Origin of the sequence: Acinetobacter sp. NIPH 817, assembly GCF_000368405.1 — a bacterium.
Lineage (GTDB): Bacteria > Pseudomonadota > Gammaproteobacteria > Pseudomonadales > Moraxellaceae > Acinetobacter.
This window is the reverse complement of the sequence record NZ_KB849420.1, coordinates 1,938,311-1,950,840: the sequence shown is the minus strand read 5'-3', so window position 1 is coordinate 1,950,840 and position 12,530 is coordinate 1,938,311. Positions and strand designations below refer to the sequence as shown.

12 protein-coding genes are annotated in these 12,530 nt (G+C 38.6%); 9 read left to right on the top strand and 3 right to left on the bottom strand.

The features are described from left to right. Positions 1-14: 14 nt before the first annotated feature. Positions 15-602, top strand: coding sequence for a hypothetical protein (locus F968_RS12835; protein WP_004793702.1), 588 nt, complete (start codon positions 15-17; stop codon positions 600-602). Between the two features lie 35 nt (positions 603-637). Further along, positions 638-1,135 (top strand): hypothetical protein, encoded by a 498-nt coding sequence (locus F968_RS12830; protein WP_004793700.1) that lies wholly within the window; start codon positions 638-640, stop codon positions 1,133-1,135. Here the strand turns inward: F968_RS12830 and F968_RS12825 are convergent. Continuing rightward, positions 1,086-2,251 (bottom strand): IS3-like element ISAba22 family transposase gene (locus F968_RS12825; protein WP_085942227.1). Its coding sequence is split into 2 segments (ribosomal slippage): positions 1,086-1,993 and positions 1,993-2,251, totalling 1,167 coding nucleotides; the frame shifts between segments, so codons are not numbered across the junction. The two genes, F968_RS12830 and F968_RS12825, sit on opposite strands and share 50 nt — an antisense overlap. Positions 2,252-2,451: 200 nt before the next feature. Between F968_RS12825 and F968_RS12815 the strand changes: the two genes are divergently transcribed. From F968_RS12815 to F968_RS12790, 6 genes are all read left to right on the top strand, one after another. Then, on the top strand, positions 2,452-2,850 hold the full coding sequence (locus F968_RS12815; protein WP_004793699.1) for a hypothetical protein: 399 nt from the start codon (positions 2,452-2,454) through the stop codon (positions 2,848-2,850). Further along, entirely contained in the window at positions 2,850-3,356 is a 507-nt protein-coding gene (locus F968_RS12810; protein WP_000368392.1) for a DUF1833 family protein, read from the top strand. The genes F968_RS12815 and F968_RS12810 overlap by 1 nt, the downstream gene beginning before the upstream one ends. Next, positions 3,353-3,715 (top strand): hypothetical protein, encoded by a 363-nt coding sequence (locus F968_RS12805; RefSeq protein WP_000835157.1) that lies wholly within the window; start codon positions 3,353-3,355, stop codon positions 3,713-3,715. Before F968_RS12810 ends, F968_RS12805 begins: the two co-directional genes overlap by 4 nt. After that, entirely contained in the window at positions 3,708-7,154 is a 3,447-nt protein-coding gene (locus F968_RS12800) for a host specificity factor TipJ family phage tail protein (protein ID WP_004793696.1), read from the top strand. The genes F968_RS12805 and F968_RS12800 overlap by 8 nt, the downstream gene beginning before the upstream one ends. 67 nt (positions 7,155-7,221) lie before the next feature. Beyond that, positions 7,222-7,611, top strand: coding sequence for a hypothetical protein (locus tag F968_RS12795; RefSeq protein WP_000433907.1), 390 nt, complete (start codon positions 7,222-7,224; stop codon positions 7,609-7,611). A gap of 43 nt (positions 7,612-7,654) precedes the next feature. Then, positions 7,655-8,200, top strand: coding sequence for a glycoside hydrolase family 108 protein (locus F968_RS12790; protein WP_001019728.1), 546 nt, complete (start codon positions 7,655-7,657; stop codon positions 8,198-8,200). 144 nt (positions 8,201-8,344) lie between these two features. On the opposite strand, the gene F968_RS12785 is transcribed toward F968_RS12790, so the two are convergent. Next, complete coding sequence (locus F968_RS12785; protein WP_001066070.1) at positions 8,345-9,118, bottom strand: COG4705 family protein; 774 nt, start codon at positions 9,116-9,118, stop codon at positions 8,345-8,347. 178 nt (positions 9,119-9,296) lie between these two features. Between F968_RS12785 and F968_RS12780 the strand changes: the two genes are divergently transcribed. Beyond that, on the top strand, positions 9,297-10,943 hold the full coding sequence (locus F968_RS12780; protein WP_004793693.1) for a phosphoethanolamine transferase: 1,647 nt from the start codon (positions 9,297-9,299) through the stop codon (positions 10,941-10,943). Between the two features lie 258 nt (positions 10,944-11,201). Here F968_RS12780 and F968_RS12775 read toward each other — a convergent pair whose 3' ends face one another. Next, positions 11,202-12,404 carry a tyrosine-type recombinase/integrase gene (locus F968_RS12775; protein ID WP_001229162.1) on the bottom strand — a complete coding sequence of 401 codons (1,203 nt, stop codon included), beginning with the start codon at positions 12,402-12,404 and terminating at the stop codon, positions 11,202-11,204. Between the last annotated feature and the right edge of the window lie 126 nt (positions 12,405-12,530).

Genomic DNA, 12,530 nt, shown 5'->3' with positions numbered 1-12,530 from the left:
TTGATGGTTATGACATGAAAAAAATAATTGTAATTCCGACAATACTTTTAAGCCTTACGGGATGTGCCATTCCTGCGGTAAATAATCTCGTAAGATCTACAAATATGTATCAAGATGAAATAGCAGGTGATACAGCGAATTTAAGGGTTTATAGAAGTAATGTACCCATGGTGCAGTTCTATATTACTTATCAAAATAATAAGGGTGAAAAAATTTCTAAAAACCTTATAACGAAGCAGATAACAAATAATTTAACAAAGTATGGCTCAATGCATGAGCCAAAAACATTGAATATGCCTAAGCCAACAATCAGTTTAAATAATGGTGAAGAGTTTTTTGAGTTTAAAGTACCCGCAAATAAGAAGTTAACTTTCAGGCTTACTTCTGTTATTGGGTCAACTACTATGTATAGTTGTGATGTAAAAATGGACTATCAGTTGGAAAGAAATGGAAATTATGAATTGATCCGTTTTAAACAGATCAAAGATTTTGTGAATCCAGCTTTACTGACTGAACCATCTCAAGATGGAACTTACTGCAAGTTTGTAGTGAAAGAGATTTTTGAAGATGGTAAAGAAACTATTATTAAATCGATTTCTTAAGTTTTAAATACTTTATTAAATAAGGGAAAATTGCGATGCATCAGAGTGAGGTTGGATTCTGGGGTGGTGGTAGTATGTATGTATCAGGTGTTCCTAATGATGTAAAGAAGTTCTTTGAAGCACTCATAAAATTATCTTTAAAATTTCCAAATGATTTTGAGTGGCCTTTGGTACTTAATAGATTATATAAAAAATATGTTCGATATGAAGATATTAATAAAACTAAAGAGATTATGGATTTCTGTAAATCAAAACTGACAGAGCCATCTGAAAATGAAGATACGAATGTATTTTTAAAGTACTTTAGACAATTTGATTCTGCAGTAGAGAGCGCAATTTATTTTTACGAGTATTTCAATGATTATGTACCAGTTAGAATAGCTGTGGTTGATTTACCATGGCAAATGGTTGAAGCCCGAAGACCTCTTCGTGAATATGATCTGATATACGCTGAATTATCAGGAGACTTTCCCTTGGGAGATTCTAGGCAGCCAACTTATAAAAGTCTTCGGCCATTTGATTTGGTGTCTTAAAACCCAAACCCTTTTGAATTCTTCGATGATTATAAAATAATTCAATGTATTTTATAATATCTGCTTTGGCTTCTTCTCTGGTTTGATAGTTGTAATGATGCACTAACTCATTTTTCAGTATTCCCCAAAAGCTTTCAATCGGTGCATTATCGTAACAGTCTCCGCGCTTGCTCATTGAACCTTGAAAACCATATTGCTCAAGTATATTTCGATATTCATGGCTGCAATATTGACTTCCTCTGTCTGAATGCACAATCAGTTCTTTGGTTGGTTTTTGATTGTGAATAGCCATATTTAGCGCATTACAAACAAGCTGTGTTGTCATGCGCTCATTTAAGCTATAGCCAACCACTTGCTTCGTGTAAAGGTCTTTTACCGCTGCTAAGTACAGCCATCCTTCAACAGTCCATATGTACGTAATATCACTTGACCATGCTTGATTTGGTCTAGTCATTGAGAATTGTTGCTCCAGCAGGTTTTCATAGATCGCTCGATTATGGTCACTATTCGTAGTCCTTTTAAAACGCTTGTGTCGCTTACAATACAGGTGGTTCAGCGCTTTTATCTGACGTACAGCGTACATACTCATTTTTATGCCCTGAGCTTGTAAGTATTTGGTTAATCGAATATAACCATAGCTCTGCTTTGTCTCCTCATGGGCTATTTTCACCAATATCGTCTGTTGATTTCGTTGAATCGTTCTTTTGCTCACGCCTCTCTTGAGCCAATCATAAAAACATGAAACTGAAACATGAAGTAATCGAGCCATTAAGGTAATTGGAAAAGAATATCTTTTTTGTTTCATATAGGCGTACCTTACTGACTTTCTTTGGCAAAGTACGCTGCTGCCTTTTTTAAAAATTCACGTTCCATTTCAGCTATTTTGAGCTGTTGTTTGAGTTTTTTATTTTCTTCGAGTAGAGCGTTTAGATCAGGTGAATACTGTTTTGTACCTGCTAAAGTTCCAGCCTTTGCTTTGGTATTCCAATTTGAAAGAGTTTGCATTGAAATGCTAAGTTGTCTGGCTGTTTCCGAGACATTGCCTTGATTGGCTTCAATTAATTTGATGGCTTCAGCTTTAAATTCTGTGGTGTAAGTCTTGTGTTTCTTGCTCATGGTAAACTCCTGATGAGTGTGTTTAGTTTACCAAGTTAAAACCTCCTGTTTTTTCAGCACACATCAATCAATTAGAAGGCGAACCTTATTGGTTGACTGATTATAGTTGGGAAGAAATGGAACGGTTAGGCAACTTATAAATTGTAGATTCTTATTATTTTAAGCCCCTTTGGGGCTTTTTTATTACCTGAAGGAAAGTTATGTACAAGTTAAAGCTAAATCCTCAGACCAGCGGCTATGGCGTAACACCGGGTGATGATGTTAAGCGTCAACAAATGGATGGTGGGCGTGGTCGCTATTACATCGATGTAAAACGTAATAGCCACATTGTTGATGTTAACTGGAATTTAAGTAAAACCGATTTCAATAAAATGATGGCCTTCTGGCGGATCTATCAGAATAAGCCAGCTTCATTTTATGCGGATCTGGTGATTGATCAGGGAGCACGTCAGCAATATCTATGCAATTTCATTCCAAACTCGTTCAAGACCAATGAAGTGAATGGCAACCTTTACCGGGTAAATGCACAGCTCGAAGTTGTTCAAAACCAGCCTAACCTTATCGCTGATCAGGCACTTATCAAAGATTGGGAGGTCTAATGGATAACGAATATGCCAAATTCTTTTTCAATCGAAAAGTAGATGTTTATCAACTGGAATGTATTGAACTATCACACCCTTCTTTTATGAATACTTACCGGGTGGTCCGTAATGATGATCGCGGGGTGTATGTTCAGCACAATGAAGGCGCGGGGCAAGTATTTTACGAATACCTACCAATGACAATTCAAAGATCCGGAATGCTCGGTGATCTGGACCAGACTTTGACCGTTTCAATATCTGGGCTTGGTGATATTTTGCCGGATGAGTTTGAACGGGTAATTGAGGGGCAATATTCTAATGTAAAGCCGACCGTAAATTACCGCCTTTATAGTTCAGATAACTTGAATACACCAATGTTTTATCTACTAGGTCTACAACTCTCCAGTGTTGCCATGAATCATAAAGCTGTGACATTCAAGGCTGAATCACCACGATTAAATACTGCGAAGACTGGAGATATCTTTGCACTGGATCGTTTTAGTGGTTTGAAGGGGGCTATATGAAGAGTCACGATCATTTGCTCGATAAGCAATATGACGAGGAATACTACAACTGTGTTCACTTCGCGCATGAAGCTGCAATGGATCTATATGATATTGATCGAGGAGAGGCGCTTGAGTTTTTTATGAAGCCCGTCAAAGAGAAGGTATTTCTGCCATCAAGATTGAAGTTACTAAATCCATTGCCTATGCCTAAGGAAGGCTGCATAGTCGCCTTTCACTCTAGATACCGAAACAAGCCCCCACATGTGGGGCTTTTTCGTTTGGGGCGTATTTTGCATTTGCAGGAATCAGGCGTTTCATGGATGCCAATTCAAGTCGTTCAAGCATTTGGATTTAATCGTGTGAGTTTCTATGATTAAGATTATTTATAAACAAGACCCTTTATCCGAAGACAAAACAATTGAACACGCCGAAACTTTGGGTCAATGGCTTACTTCAAAATATGACCATATGCCTGAGCATGTCCGTATTTTTCATACCACAAGCAATATGGATCATGCAGAAATTTCATTTGCGAATGAAGTCACGCCGAAGAATGCATATGAATTAAAGCAGCTCGATTTCTTGCCAGGCACTTTCATTGTAATTGAGAATCCCAAGGGTATGGACCCCATAACTCTAGCTTGGATAGTGGTTGCCTCTATAGTTATGGGTGTGGCTGTTGCATTATTAATGCCAGTACCATCAATTACCCAAACCAACCAGAATAACAATCAATCCTCGTCTGCAAATAACGAATTATCAAACCGTGAAAATAAAACTCGCGTAAATGGTCGTATCGCAGATATTTATGGTGCCGCTCACGATACCCCTGATCTGATTACTGTGCCTTACAAGGTATATGAAAACAATGTCGAAGTAGAGCATGTTGTTGGTTGTATTGGTCGTGGTCACTATAAAATTAACGGTGCATATGACGGTGAAACCAACATTGTTGATATTGCCGGTGCATCGGTAGAAGTCTATCGACCGGGTGTCGATATTGTCTCGGGTGAGCCATATTTTTCGCTTGGTACCGAAATTACCACGCCGCCACTAACGGTTCAGCATCAAAACTCGGTGAATGGCCAGATCTTGCGTCCGGCAGATACTCAAAGCTTGGAAGGTACCAACTATCTTCTTTTTGCATATCCAAATGAGATCTTGCGTGCATCTGCAAACAATACGGATTTAACCACTAAGTTTGTTAGTAATGACCGGGTAGAAATCACAAATGCTTCGTTTACTTTTAACGGCCAGACTTATGATTTAAACGGTACATATAGCGTTCTATCGGTAGCTGATGACCGTATGGCATTGTCTAATCCGGCTGCGGTAAACTCCAACTGGTTAAAGCTTAAAGAGTTAAGTAACCAACAAACAACAGCTTTATCACCAAAGATAAGTTCAATAGGTGAAAAGTGGATTGGTCCTTTCATTCTGGACAATGTTGAACGTAGCCGGGTGCTGTGTAATTTTGTGGCCACAAATGGACTTTATACCGTTTCAGCAGGTGGAAATCAGGGTGCTGTAAACGTCACGATTGAAGTTGAGGTAACACCGGTAAATGAATCTGGTGCAGCCATTGGCAATCCAATGCTGAAGCAGATCATTCTAAAGGGTTCAGCAAAGTCACGTCAGACAGTTGGTGCAACGCTGGATATGGTGACTTTTCAGGGTCGCTGTAGTGTCCGTGCACGCCGTTTAACTCCAACACCGGCAGTTACCACTGTTGTTGATGAAGTAAAGTGGCAGGCGCTTTACGGTGCTTATCCTTTGCAAAGTACAGTGTATGAGCATGAAACGGTTTTTCGTGCGCGTACTTATGCAACCACTGGAGCTTTATCTGTTAAGTCCCGCAAGATCAATTTTGATCTCCAGCGAATGTTGCCGACTTATAAAAACGGGGCAATGACAACAGAGCTATATCCAACGTCTAGCTTTGCTGATGCACTAGTCTCAATGGCACTGGATGAGAAGATTGGTCGCCGTACGATTGATGAGATTGATCTGGAAAACATCTATCGCACATATAACGATGTAGTTGATTATTTTGGTACACCACTTGCGGCTGAGTTCTGTACTACGATTGATGATACAAACCTGTCTTTTGAAGAGCTGGTCACCAATCTTTGTGATGCCGTGTTTTGTACTGCATATCGGCAAAATAATAAGCTCAAGCTTTATTTTGAACGTCCAACTGATAACTCGGTAATGCTGTTTAACTTCAGGAATATCATTCCGGATAGTTACAAGCATGACCTGACCTTTGGCGTGATGGATGACTACGACGGACTGATCTATGAATACACGGATCCGACCGACGATAGTCGTATCAATATCTATCTACCGGATAAAGGGGCCAAGAACCCCAAAGAGGTGAAATCTGTAGGTGTGCGTAACAAGTGGCAAGCTCATTTTAATGCGTACCGGCTTTGGAACAAGCTTCGCTTCCAGCGCAAATCCATTACCTTTGATGCGGCACCAGAATCAGAATTACTGGTTTTACGTGACCGGATTGCTGTAGCGGATTATCGCAATGGTATTCATCAAAGCGGCGAGGTGGTACAGCAAGAAGGTTTAATTCTCACCCTAAGCCATGATGTCGATTTCATTGCAGGCAAGAGCTATGTGATCTATCTGCAAATGGGGGATGGTACCGTGGACCTGATTCCCGTTACGCCGGGTTCAGCCAAGAACAAAGTAGTTTTAGGGCGTTTACCGAACGGGGCCTTAAAGCTTAGTCCCGATGACTTTGTGAATACTATCTACACCGTAGTTAATGACGATACCAAAGGCTCACTGCCTTATCTGGTTGCAAAAAGAGAACCGGCTGACCAGTTCTCTAATACCATTACTGCAATTAATTACGATGAACGTTATTACCTCAATGACAAGGACTTTATTGATGTGCCGGTTGATGATTCACCGATTTACATTCGATATGACCAGCTGGATATTAATCTGGCACGTTTATATCAGATGCAAAGAGGGGATTTGCCAACGACTGGAGAAATCAGTTTTGTAGTTGAAGCAGGTGCACTAGTTTCAAGCTCAAGTTCTTATCGACCGGAAACCAGATTTGTCTATAAATTCGACTATAAGTCTAGTCCTGCAAAACGAGAGTATATCGTTCCTGCTGCAACTGAATTACCAGCGATAGATACAGGGGAGTTCCCACCTGATCTGGTGGTGAATCTAACGATTAAAGGTGCTGTTGTTGGACGTGGTGGAGATGGCGGTTTGCCTCATTTGGCCTTTGGCGCTTGGGAAACGGATCCGGATTACAACTTTGCCAAAACCCGCCGTGATGGATTTCAAGGTGCACCAGGTTTATTAAACCGACACAGCAAACTAAACCTGATTATCGATGGAGGGACGTTAGCTCGAGGCGGTTCAGGTGGTGGAGCAACACCAAGTGGTATTTATACAGGATTATCGTATGGGGTTCAGGGTATTCCGGGAGGAGCTGGTGCACCTTTTGGTCGGGTAATGACAGGACAGCCTATTACTAGCGACTCACAAGATTGGCGTTGGTACTTAAATGGTGACTTTATGGTTGTCAAAGTAACCGATGCTGAAGCTGCAGTGCCCGGTAAAGGTTACCGAACCCAAAATGACCGTTATGGATCTCCATTATCAGGTGATGGCGGAAACTGGGGCGAACGTGGTACCAAGTCCACTAATGATGGAACGTGGAACTGGCAATACCATGGAACGACTGAAGGTCAGCCGGGGCCGGGTGGACCTGCAATTGTGGGAGTTGCACCACTGACAACTCAATTGATTAATGGAGGGAAAATCTTACAAACACTTTAAACTTTAAAAGAACTTTGAGCACCCAATTCGGGTGCTTTTTTATTGTCTAAATTTTTTGGAGATATTAATGGAACCAGTTTCCACAAGCGGTTTTACAGCACTACTAAAATTGTACGGGATTGCAATCATGGTGACTTTAGCGGTCGGTTTGGTTGCAGCAGTGGTATTAATGACTCGTATGCCACGTTCACCACAAGAGTGGGCAGTGGGCTTGATCTGTACGGTTGTTTCAAGTTTGGCTGGTGGCTCGTTCATCATTGTGAAGTGGGGGCTTCATGAATGGGTTACTGATGTATGGGGGATGATAGCACTTGGTGGATTCTTCTTTGTTTGTGGATTACCCGGTTGGGCTTTGGTCCGATGGATCTTTAACTTCATTGATAAGCAGGAAGGTAAAACGATCGTTGAAGTGATCAAAGAGTTTAAAAAAGCCAGAAAAGACATTGAAAACAGTTAATGCCGCCTTCGGGCGGTTTTTTTTATATCTAAAGGAAACTGAGATGAATATTGAACAATATCTTGATGAGTTAATTAAGCGCGAGGGTGGTTACGTAAATAACCCAGCAGATCGGGGCGGTGCAACCAAATACGGTATAACTCAAGCTGTAGCACGTGAAAACGGCTATAAGGGTAATATGAAAGATTTACCTCTGGATGTGGCCAAAGCAATTTACCGCAAAAACTATTGGACAGCTCCGCGATTTGACCAAGTAAATACAATCAGCTCAGCAGTGGCCGAAGAGCTTCTAGACACTGGTGTGAATTGCGGTACCGGCTTTGCAAAACCTCTTTTACAACGAGCTTTGAACTTACTAAACAACCAAGGTAAAGCTGGATATGCAGATTTAGAGGTTGATGGTGTTTATGGATCTGAAACTCTTAGAGCTCTAAAAACCTATCTGGCCAAACGCGGGAAAGAAGGCGAGAAAGTTCTGGTGCGAGTTCTCAATATTATGCAAGGACAACGCTACATTGAAATCTGTGAGCGTAATCCAAAGCAGGAACAGTTTTTCTATGGTTGGATTGCCAATCGGGTTGTTATATGACTTTCTTTCAATACAGACGTTCAAAGATAGCTTTCACAATCACACTGCTGTGCATTCTATTTTCAGGATGCACAGCTCATACGATCAATAACAATGTGAGTGTTGGTATTTGTGTGAAAGCCCTCTGAGGAGAGCTTTTACAATTTATGCATTTTTTACATTACCTAACTGATTATTTTTACTAAAATAAATACATATTAAAATAGCAACTAATATTACTCCTGATGCTGCAAAACGGCTTAAGTCTAAACCTCCAGCGGAAAGGGGCTTATCTAGAAAGTCTCCAACTACAGCACCCAAAGGACGAGTTAAAATAAAAGTGCTCCAGAATAAAAATGTTCGTGAAACAGAAGTGAATTTATACAAAAACACCATCAATAAAATGAGTGCTGAGAAAAGAGCAATCCCGCCACTATAGCCTAATCCAATCGTATCTGCTGACCAGTCACCAAGAGCTGTACCCAAAGTTTGGCTAAAGGTAATTGTTAACCAATAAAAGACTTCTGATTTAGGTTTATTAACGGTATGAGGGGAGACGCTGCCTTCAACTTTATACCAACCCAATAATGAGAAGATGACTAAGCCGAGGAGTAAGCTACTTCCTCCACTATAACCAATACCTAAAGATCGAGTGACAAAGTCTGCTAATGTTGTACCAACAGTTGTACTCGCAATAATGGTAAACCAATATAAATATGGTTTATAACTTTTTGCCTTAATTTGACAGATCAATAAGATAATAAAAACTATGGCAAAAATAAAAGTACTAGTTAAATACCCAAGTTTCAATGACATTGAAAAACTATCTCCGCCAGTTTCACCAAAAGTAGTTGCGAAGATTTTAGTAATCCAGAATAGAAGGGTAACTTGGGGGACTTTAGTTATATACTCACTCATTTCATGACTTGAATTATTCATCTAAGAGTCTCAAATGATAAATTTATCAAACAATAAATTTTTAAAATTAAGATGAGCTTAAAGATTTGTTTTTAATAATATAGCTTTGTATTCTTATTGGTTACTAAGCTCATTTTTTAATTTCTATTTAAGTTTTACTAGCTAAGATTTCGAGTTTTTAATATTTAGTGGTTTTTAAATGCTAGTAAATTTTTTAAAATTCAAAGAGATATGTAATAATATTACACTATTAAATTTTAATTTGCTTTTATCTATCTGGCTAGGTTTATTTCTGAATATAGGTTTTTTTAAAAAAATCCATCAACTTACACCTTATAATGGTATTAAGTCAGTTCTTTTCTTAGGGGCGACATTAGTTATTTTAATAGCGGCATATAATTTAATTTTTCAATTAATAAATTGGAAATGGACTGCCAAAATCTTTGCAATTTTATTGATATTTATTGGTGGTTTTAGCTCTTATTTTGTAAATACATTGGGTGTCATTATTTCACCCGACCAAATTCAAAATATGGTGCAGACCGATGTTTCGGAAGTTACCGATCTAATCTCTTTACGCTTTGTTTTATGGACAGTTTTTTTTGTTATTTTGCCCATTTTTTTAATTACTCAAGTTAAATTTAAACAAGAAAAAGCATCACGGTTGTTATTGAAGAAAGTATTCTCACTGGTAGCTTCATTTGCAGTGGTCGGTGTTTTACTTTTTACTTACTATGTCGATTTCGCTGCAATATTTCGTGAGCATCGTGATTTAAAAGGGATGATTTCACCGCAAAATAGTATTTCATCGCTTATGTCTTACTATCATAAGAAGGCTCCGAAGAAAAATCTGCCTCTTGTGATATATGGACAAGATGCTCATCAAGTTCAGCAAGTACAAAAGAACCTCCCTAAGTTAATGATACTTGTTGTCGGTGAAACGGCACGTGCCGAAAGTTTCTCTCTAAATGGGTATGCAAAAAATACGAATCCGGAGCTTTCTAAACAAGATATTTTCAACTTTTCGCAAGTGAGCTCATGCGGTACGGCGACAGCTGTTTCTGTGCCATGTATGTTCTCGGGTATGCCACGTGTAGATTATGATGAGCAATTAGCTAGTCACCGCGAAGGTTTATTAGATATTGCAAAACGTGCGGGTTACCAAGTGACTTGGATTGATAATAACTCGGGTTGTAAAGGTGTATGTGATCGCGTTGAACAATACCAGATTCCAGAAAACTTAAAGAAAAAATGGTGTAAAGATGGCGAATGTTATGATGACATTCTCATTGACAGCTTAAAGCAGTATTTGGCTACTATTGCCAAAGATGATGATCGTCCGCGTTTGATTGTTCTGCATCAAGTGGGTAGTCATGGACCTGCATATTACAAGCGTGCGCCTGAGGCATATCAACCTTTTAAACCGACTTGTGATACTAATGCGATACAGGGCTGTTCGCATACTGAATTGCTAAATAGTTATGATAATACAATTGTATATACAGACCATGTATTAAGCCAAATGATTAATACTCTAAAAGAAATATCAAAGTATCAGACAGGTTTATGGTATTTATCTGATCATGGCGAATCAACCGGAGAACATGGTTTATATTTACATGGTTCACCTTATGCAATCGCACCGAGCCAACAAACACATGTACCAATGATTATGTGGTTCTCTGAAAGTTGGAAACAACATAATCTTGCTCAAGTGAATTGTTTAAGCCAAAAAACTAAACAAAAGTTAAGTCAGGATAATTTATTCCCAAGTTTGTTAAGTTTGCTGGATGTAAAAACTAAGGTAGTAAATAACAAACTTGATATGTTGAGCCAATGTAAATAAATATATTTTTAATTTATATAAAACGAAGCAAAATAGACTTGTTTCGTTTTATAAAATGTATTGGTTCGTAATTAGCACACATTTTAAGATCCCTCTAAAATTATTTAATAAACCTTCGTCAGCTATGCATCAAACTTACAACAATATAATTATTCTTAAAACCCAAAGACCACCCAGATTCTTTATAGAAAGGTTCACCATATTTAATTGTATGCTCGATATAAAAGTAAACCCAATATTTCATTTCTTAATTCTCAATTATTTAGTAAGTAATTTAATTTTTTCTAACCATTTTGCATATGCTTCAGTTTGCTGGGGTAGGTACTCATAATAATCATATGTGCCTTGTTCACCAGACATTACATGGCCAATCATGAGTTGTGCAACATCACGCGATGTAAATGCACTGAAATTAGTACGAGCAGTTCTTCGTAGATCATGAAGCGACCAATGTTTCATGTGATAATCATGATGTCTTCTAAGGCGTTCCATTACATAACCAGGCAATGAATTTGAAGAACCATGGCTCATAGGGGTTGCTTCACTGTCATTAGTTAAGAAGTACTCACATGTGCTGTATTCAAAAGCCTCGACAATTAATGCCTCCATTTCAGGCAAAATAGGGCGAATAATTTCACGGCCAGTTTTCTTGCCAGTCTTATTGTTTACTACAGGAACAATCCAAACCTTTCTATTTAAATCGAAATCTGTCTTTTTGGCTTTTCTGAGTTCGCCATTTCTACAACCAAACATTAAACATAGTTTTAAGAAAATTTTGTTTTTAGGCAAAATATTTGATTCTTCAATAGCCATCAAAACCATTTTAATTTCTTCATCCGAAAGAAATCTGGTACCTCTATTTCTTTCAATTCCTAGATCTTCTTTAGCATAGATATCGGATAAGACATTCACTTCAAGCAATTGTCTTTTTTTAGACCATTTTAGAACCTGTTTTGCATTCGTTAATACCCGATCTGCGATCGAAGGTACATCATCAGCTAATTCTTCAAGTAAGGCCAACCATTGTTGCAGAGTAATGCGGTCAACTGGTAAATCACCAATTTCAGGGATGACATGTTGTTCAAAGGTGTTTTTAATTTGCTGTGCAGAAGTCTTTTTCTTTAGACAATAACTTTCATACCAGTCATTAAAGACATCTTCAAATGTGCTTGCATCGATGTATTTTTGCTGCTGTACACGAACCTCAACTTTAGGATTCATTCCCTTATCTAATAGTGAACGCATTTCACTAGCTTTTACACGTGCATCTTTGAGAGAGATATGAGGGTAGGTACCAAGGTCTAAACGTTCAGCTTTTCCAGCAAAACGGTACCGAAGCTGAAAAACAATTTTACCTTTAGGTGAGACTCTGACACTCATTGAATCCCGATCTGCTATTTCTTCAACTTTATCACGTGCCTTGCCGTTATTAGCTTTCAGCCACACTTCAGTTAAAGCCATAGTCCACCTGTGTACATAATTTTGGTCAAGTAAGAGATAAGTACTAATATGTACACGTATGTGTACATAATTAATGAGACTTATTCTGTCCTAAAATGTCTTAGTATGTCTATATTAAAAACGAGG

What these genes read in the sequence shown, in the direction of transcription:
- F968_RS12785 (WP_001066070.1), bottom strand. Translation starts at nt 9,118, where the DNA reads ATGAATAATTCAAGTCATGAAATGAGTGAGTATATAACTAAAGTCCCC.
- F968_RS12800 (WP_004793696.1), top strand. Translation starts at nt 3,708, where the DNA reads ATGATTAAGATTATTTATAAACAAGACCCTTTATCCGAAGACAAAACA.
- F968_RS12810 (WP_000368392.1), top strand. Translation starts at nt 2,850, where the DNA reads ATGGATAACGAATATGCCAAATTCTTTTTCAATCGAAAAGTAGATGTT.
- F968_RS12805 (WP_000835157.1), top strand. Translation starts at nt 3,353, where the DNA reads ATGAAGAGTCACGATCATTTGCTCGATAAGCAATATGACGAGGAATAC.
- F968_RS12775 (WP_001229162.1), bottom strand. Translation starts at nt 12,404, where the DNA reads ATGGCTTTAACTGAAGTGTGGCTGAAAGCTAATAACGGCAAGGCACGT.
- F968_RS12830 (WP_004793700.1), top strand. Translation starts at nt 638, where the DNA reads ATGCATCAGAGTGAGGTTGGATTCTGGGGTGGTGGTAGTATGTATGTA.
- F968_RS12780 (WP_004793693.1), top strand. Translation starts at nt 9,297, where the DNA reads ATGCTAGTAAATTTTTTAAAATTCAAAGAGATATGTAATAATATTACA.
- F968_RS12795 (WP_000433907.1), top strand. Translation starts at nt 7,222, where the DNA reads ATGGAACCAGTTTCCACAAGCGGTTTTACAGCACTACTAAAATTGTAC.
- F968_RS12835 (WP_004793702.1), top strand. Translation starts at nt 15, where the DNA reads ATGAAAAAAATAATTGTAATTCCGACAATACTTTTAAGCCTTACGGGA.
- F968_RS12815 (WP_004793699.1), top strand. Translation starts at nt 2,452, where the DNA reads ATGTACAAGTTAAAGCTAAATCCTCAGACCAGCGGCTATGGCGTAACA.
- F968_RS12790 (WP_001019728.1), top strand. Translation starts at nt 7,655, where the DNA reads ATGAATATTGAACAATATCTTGATGAGTTAATTAAGCGCGAGGGTGGT.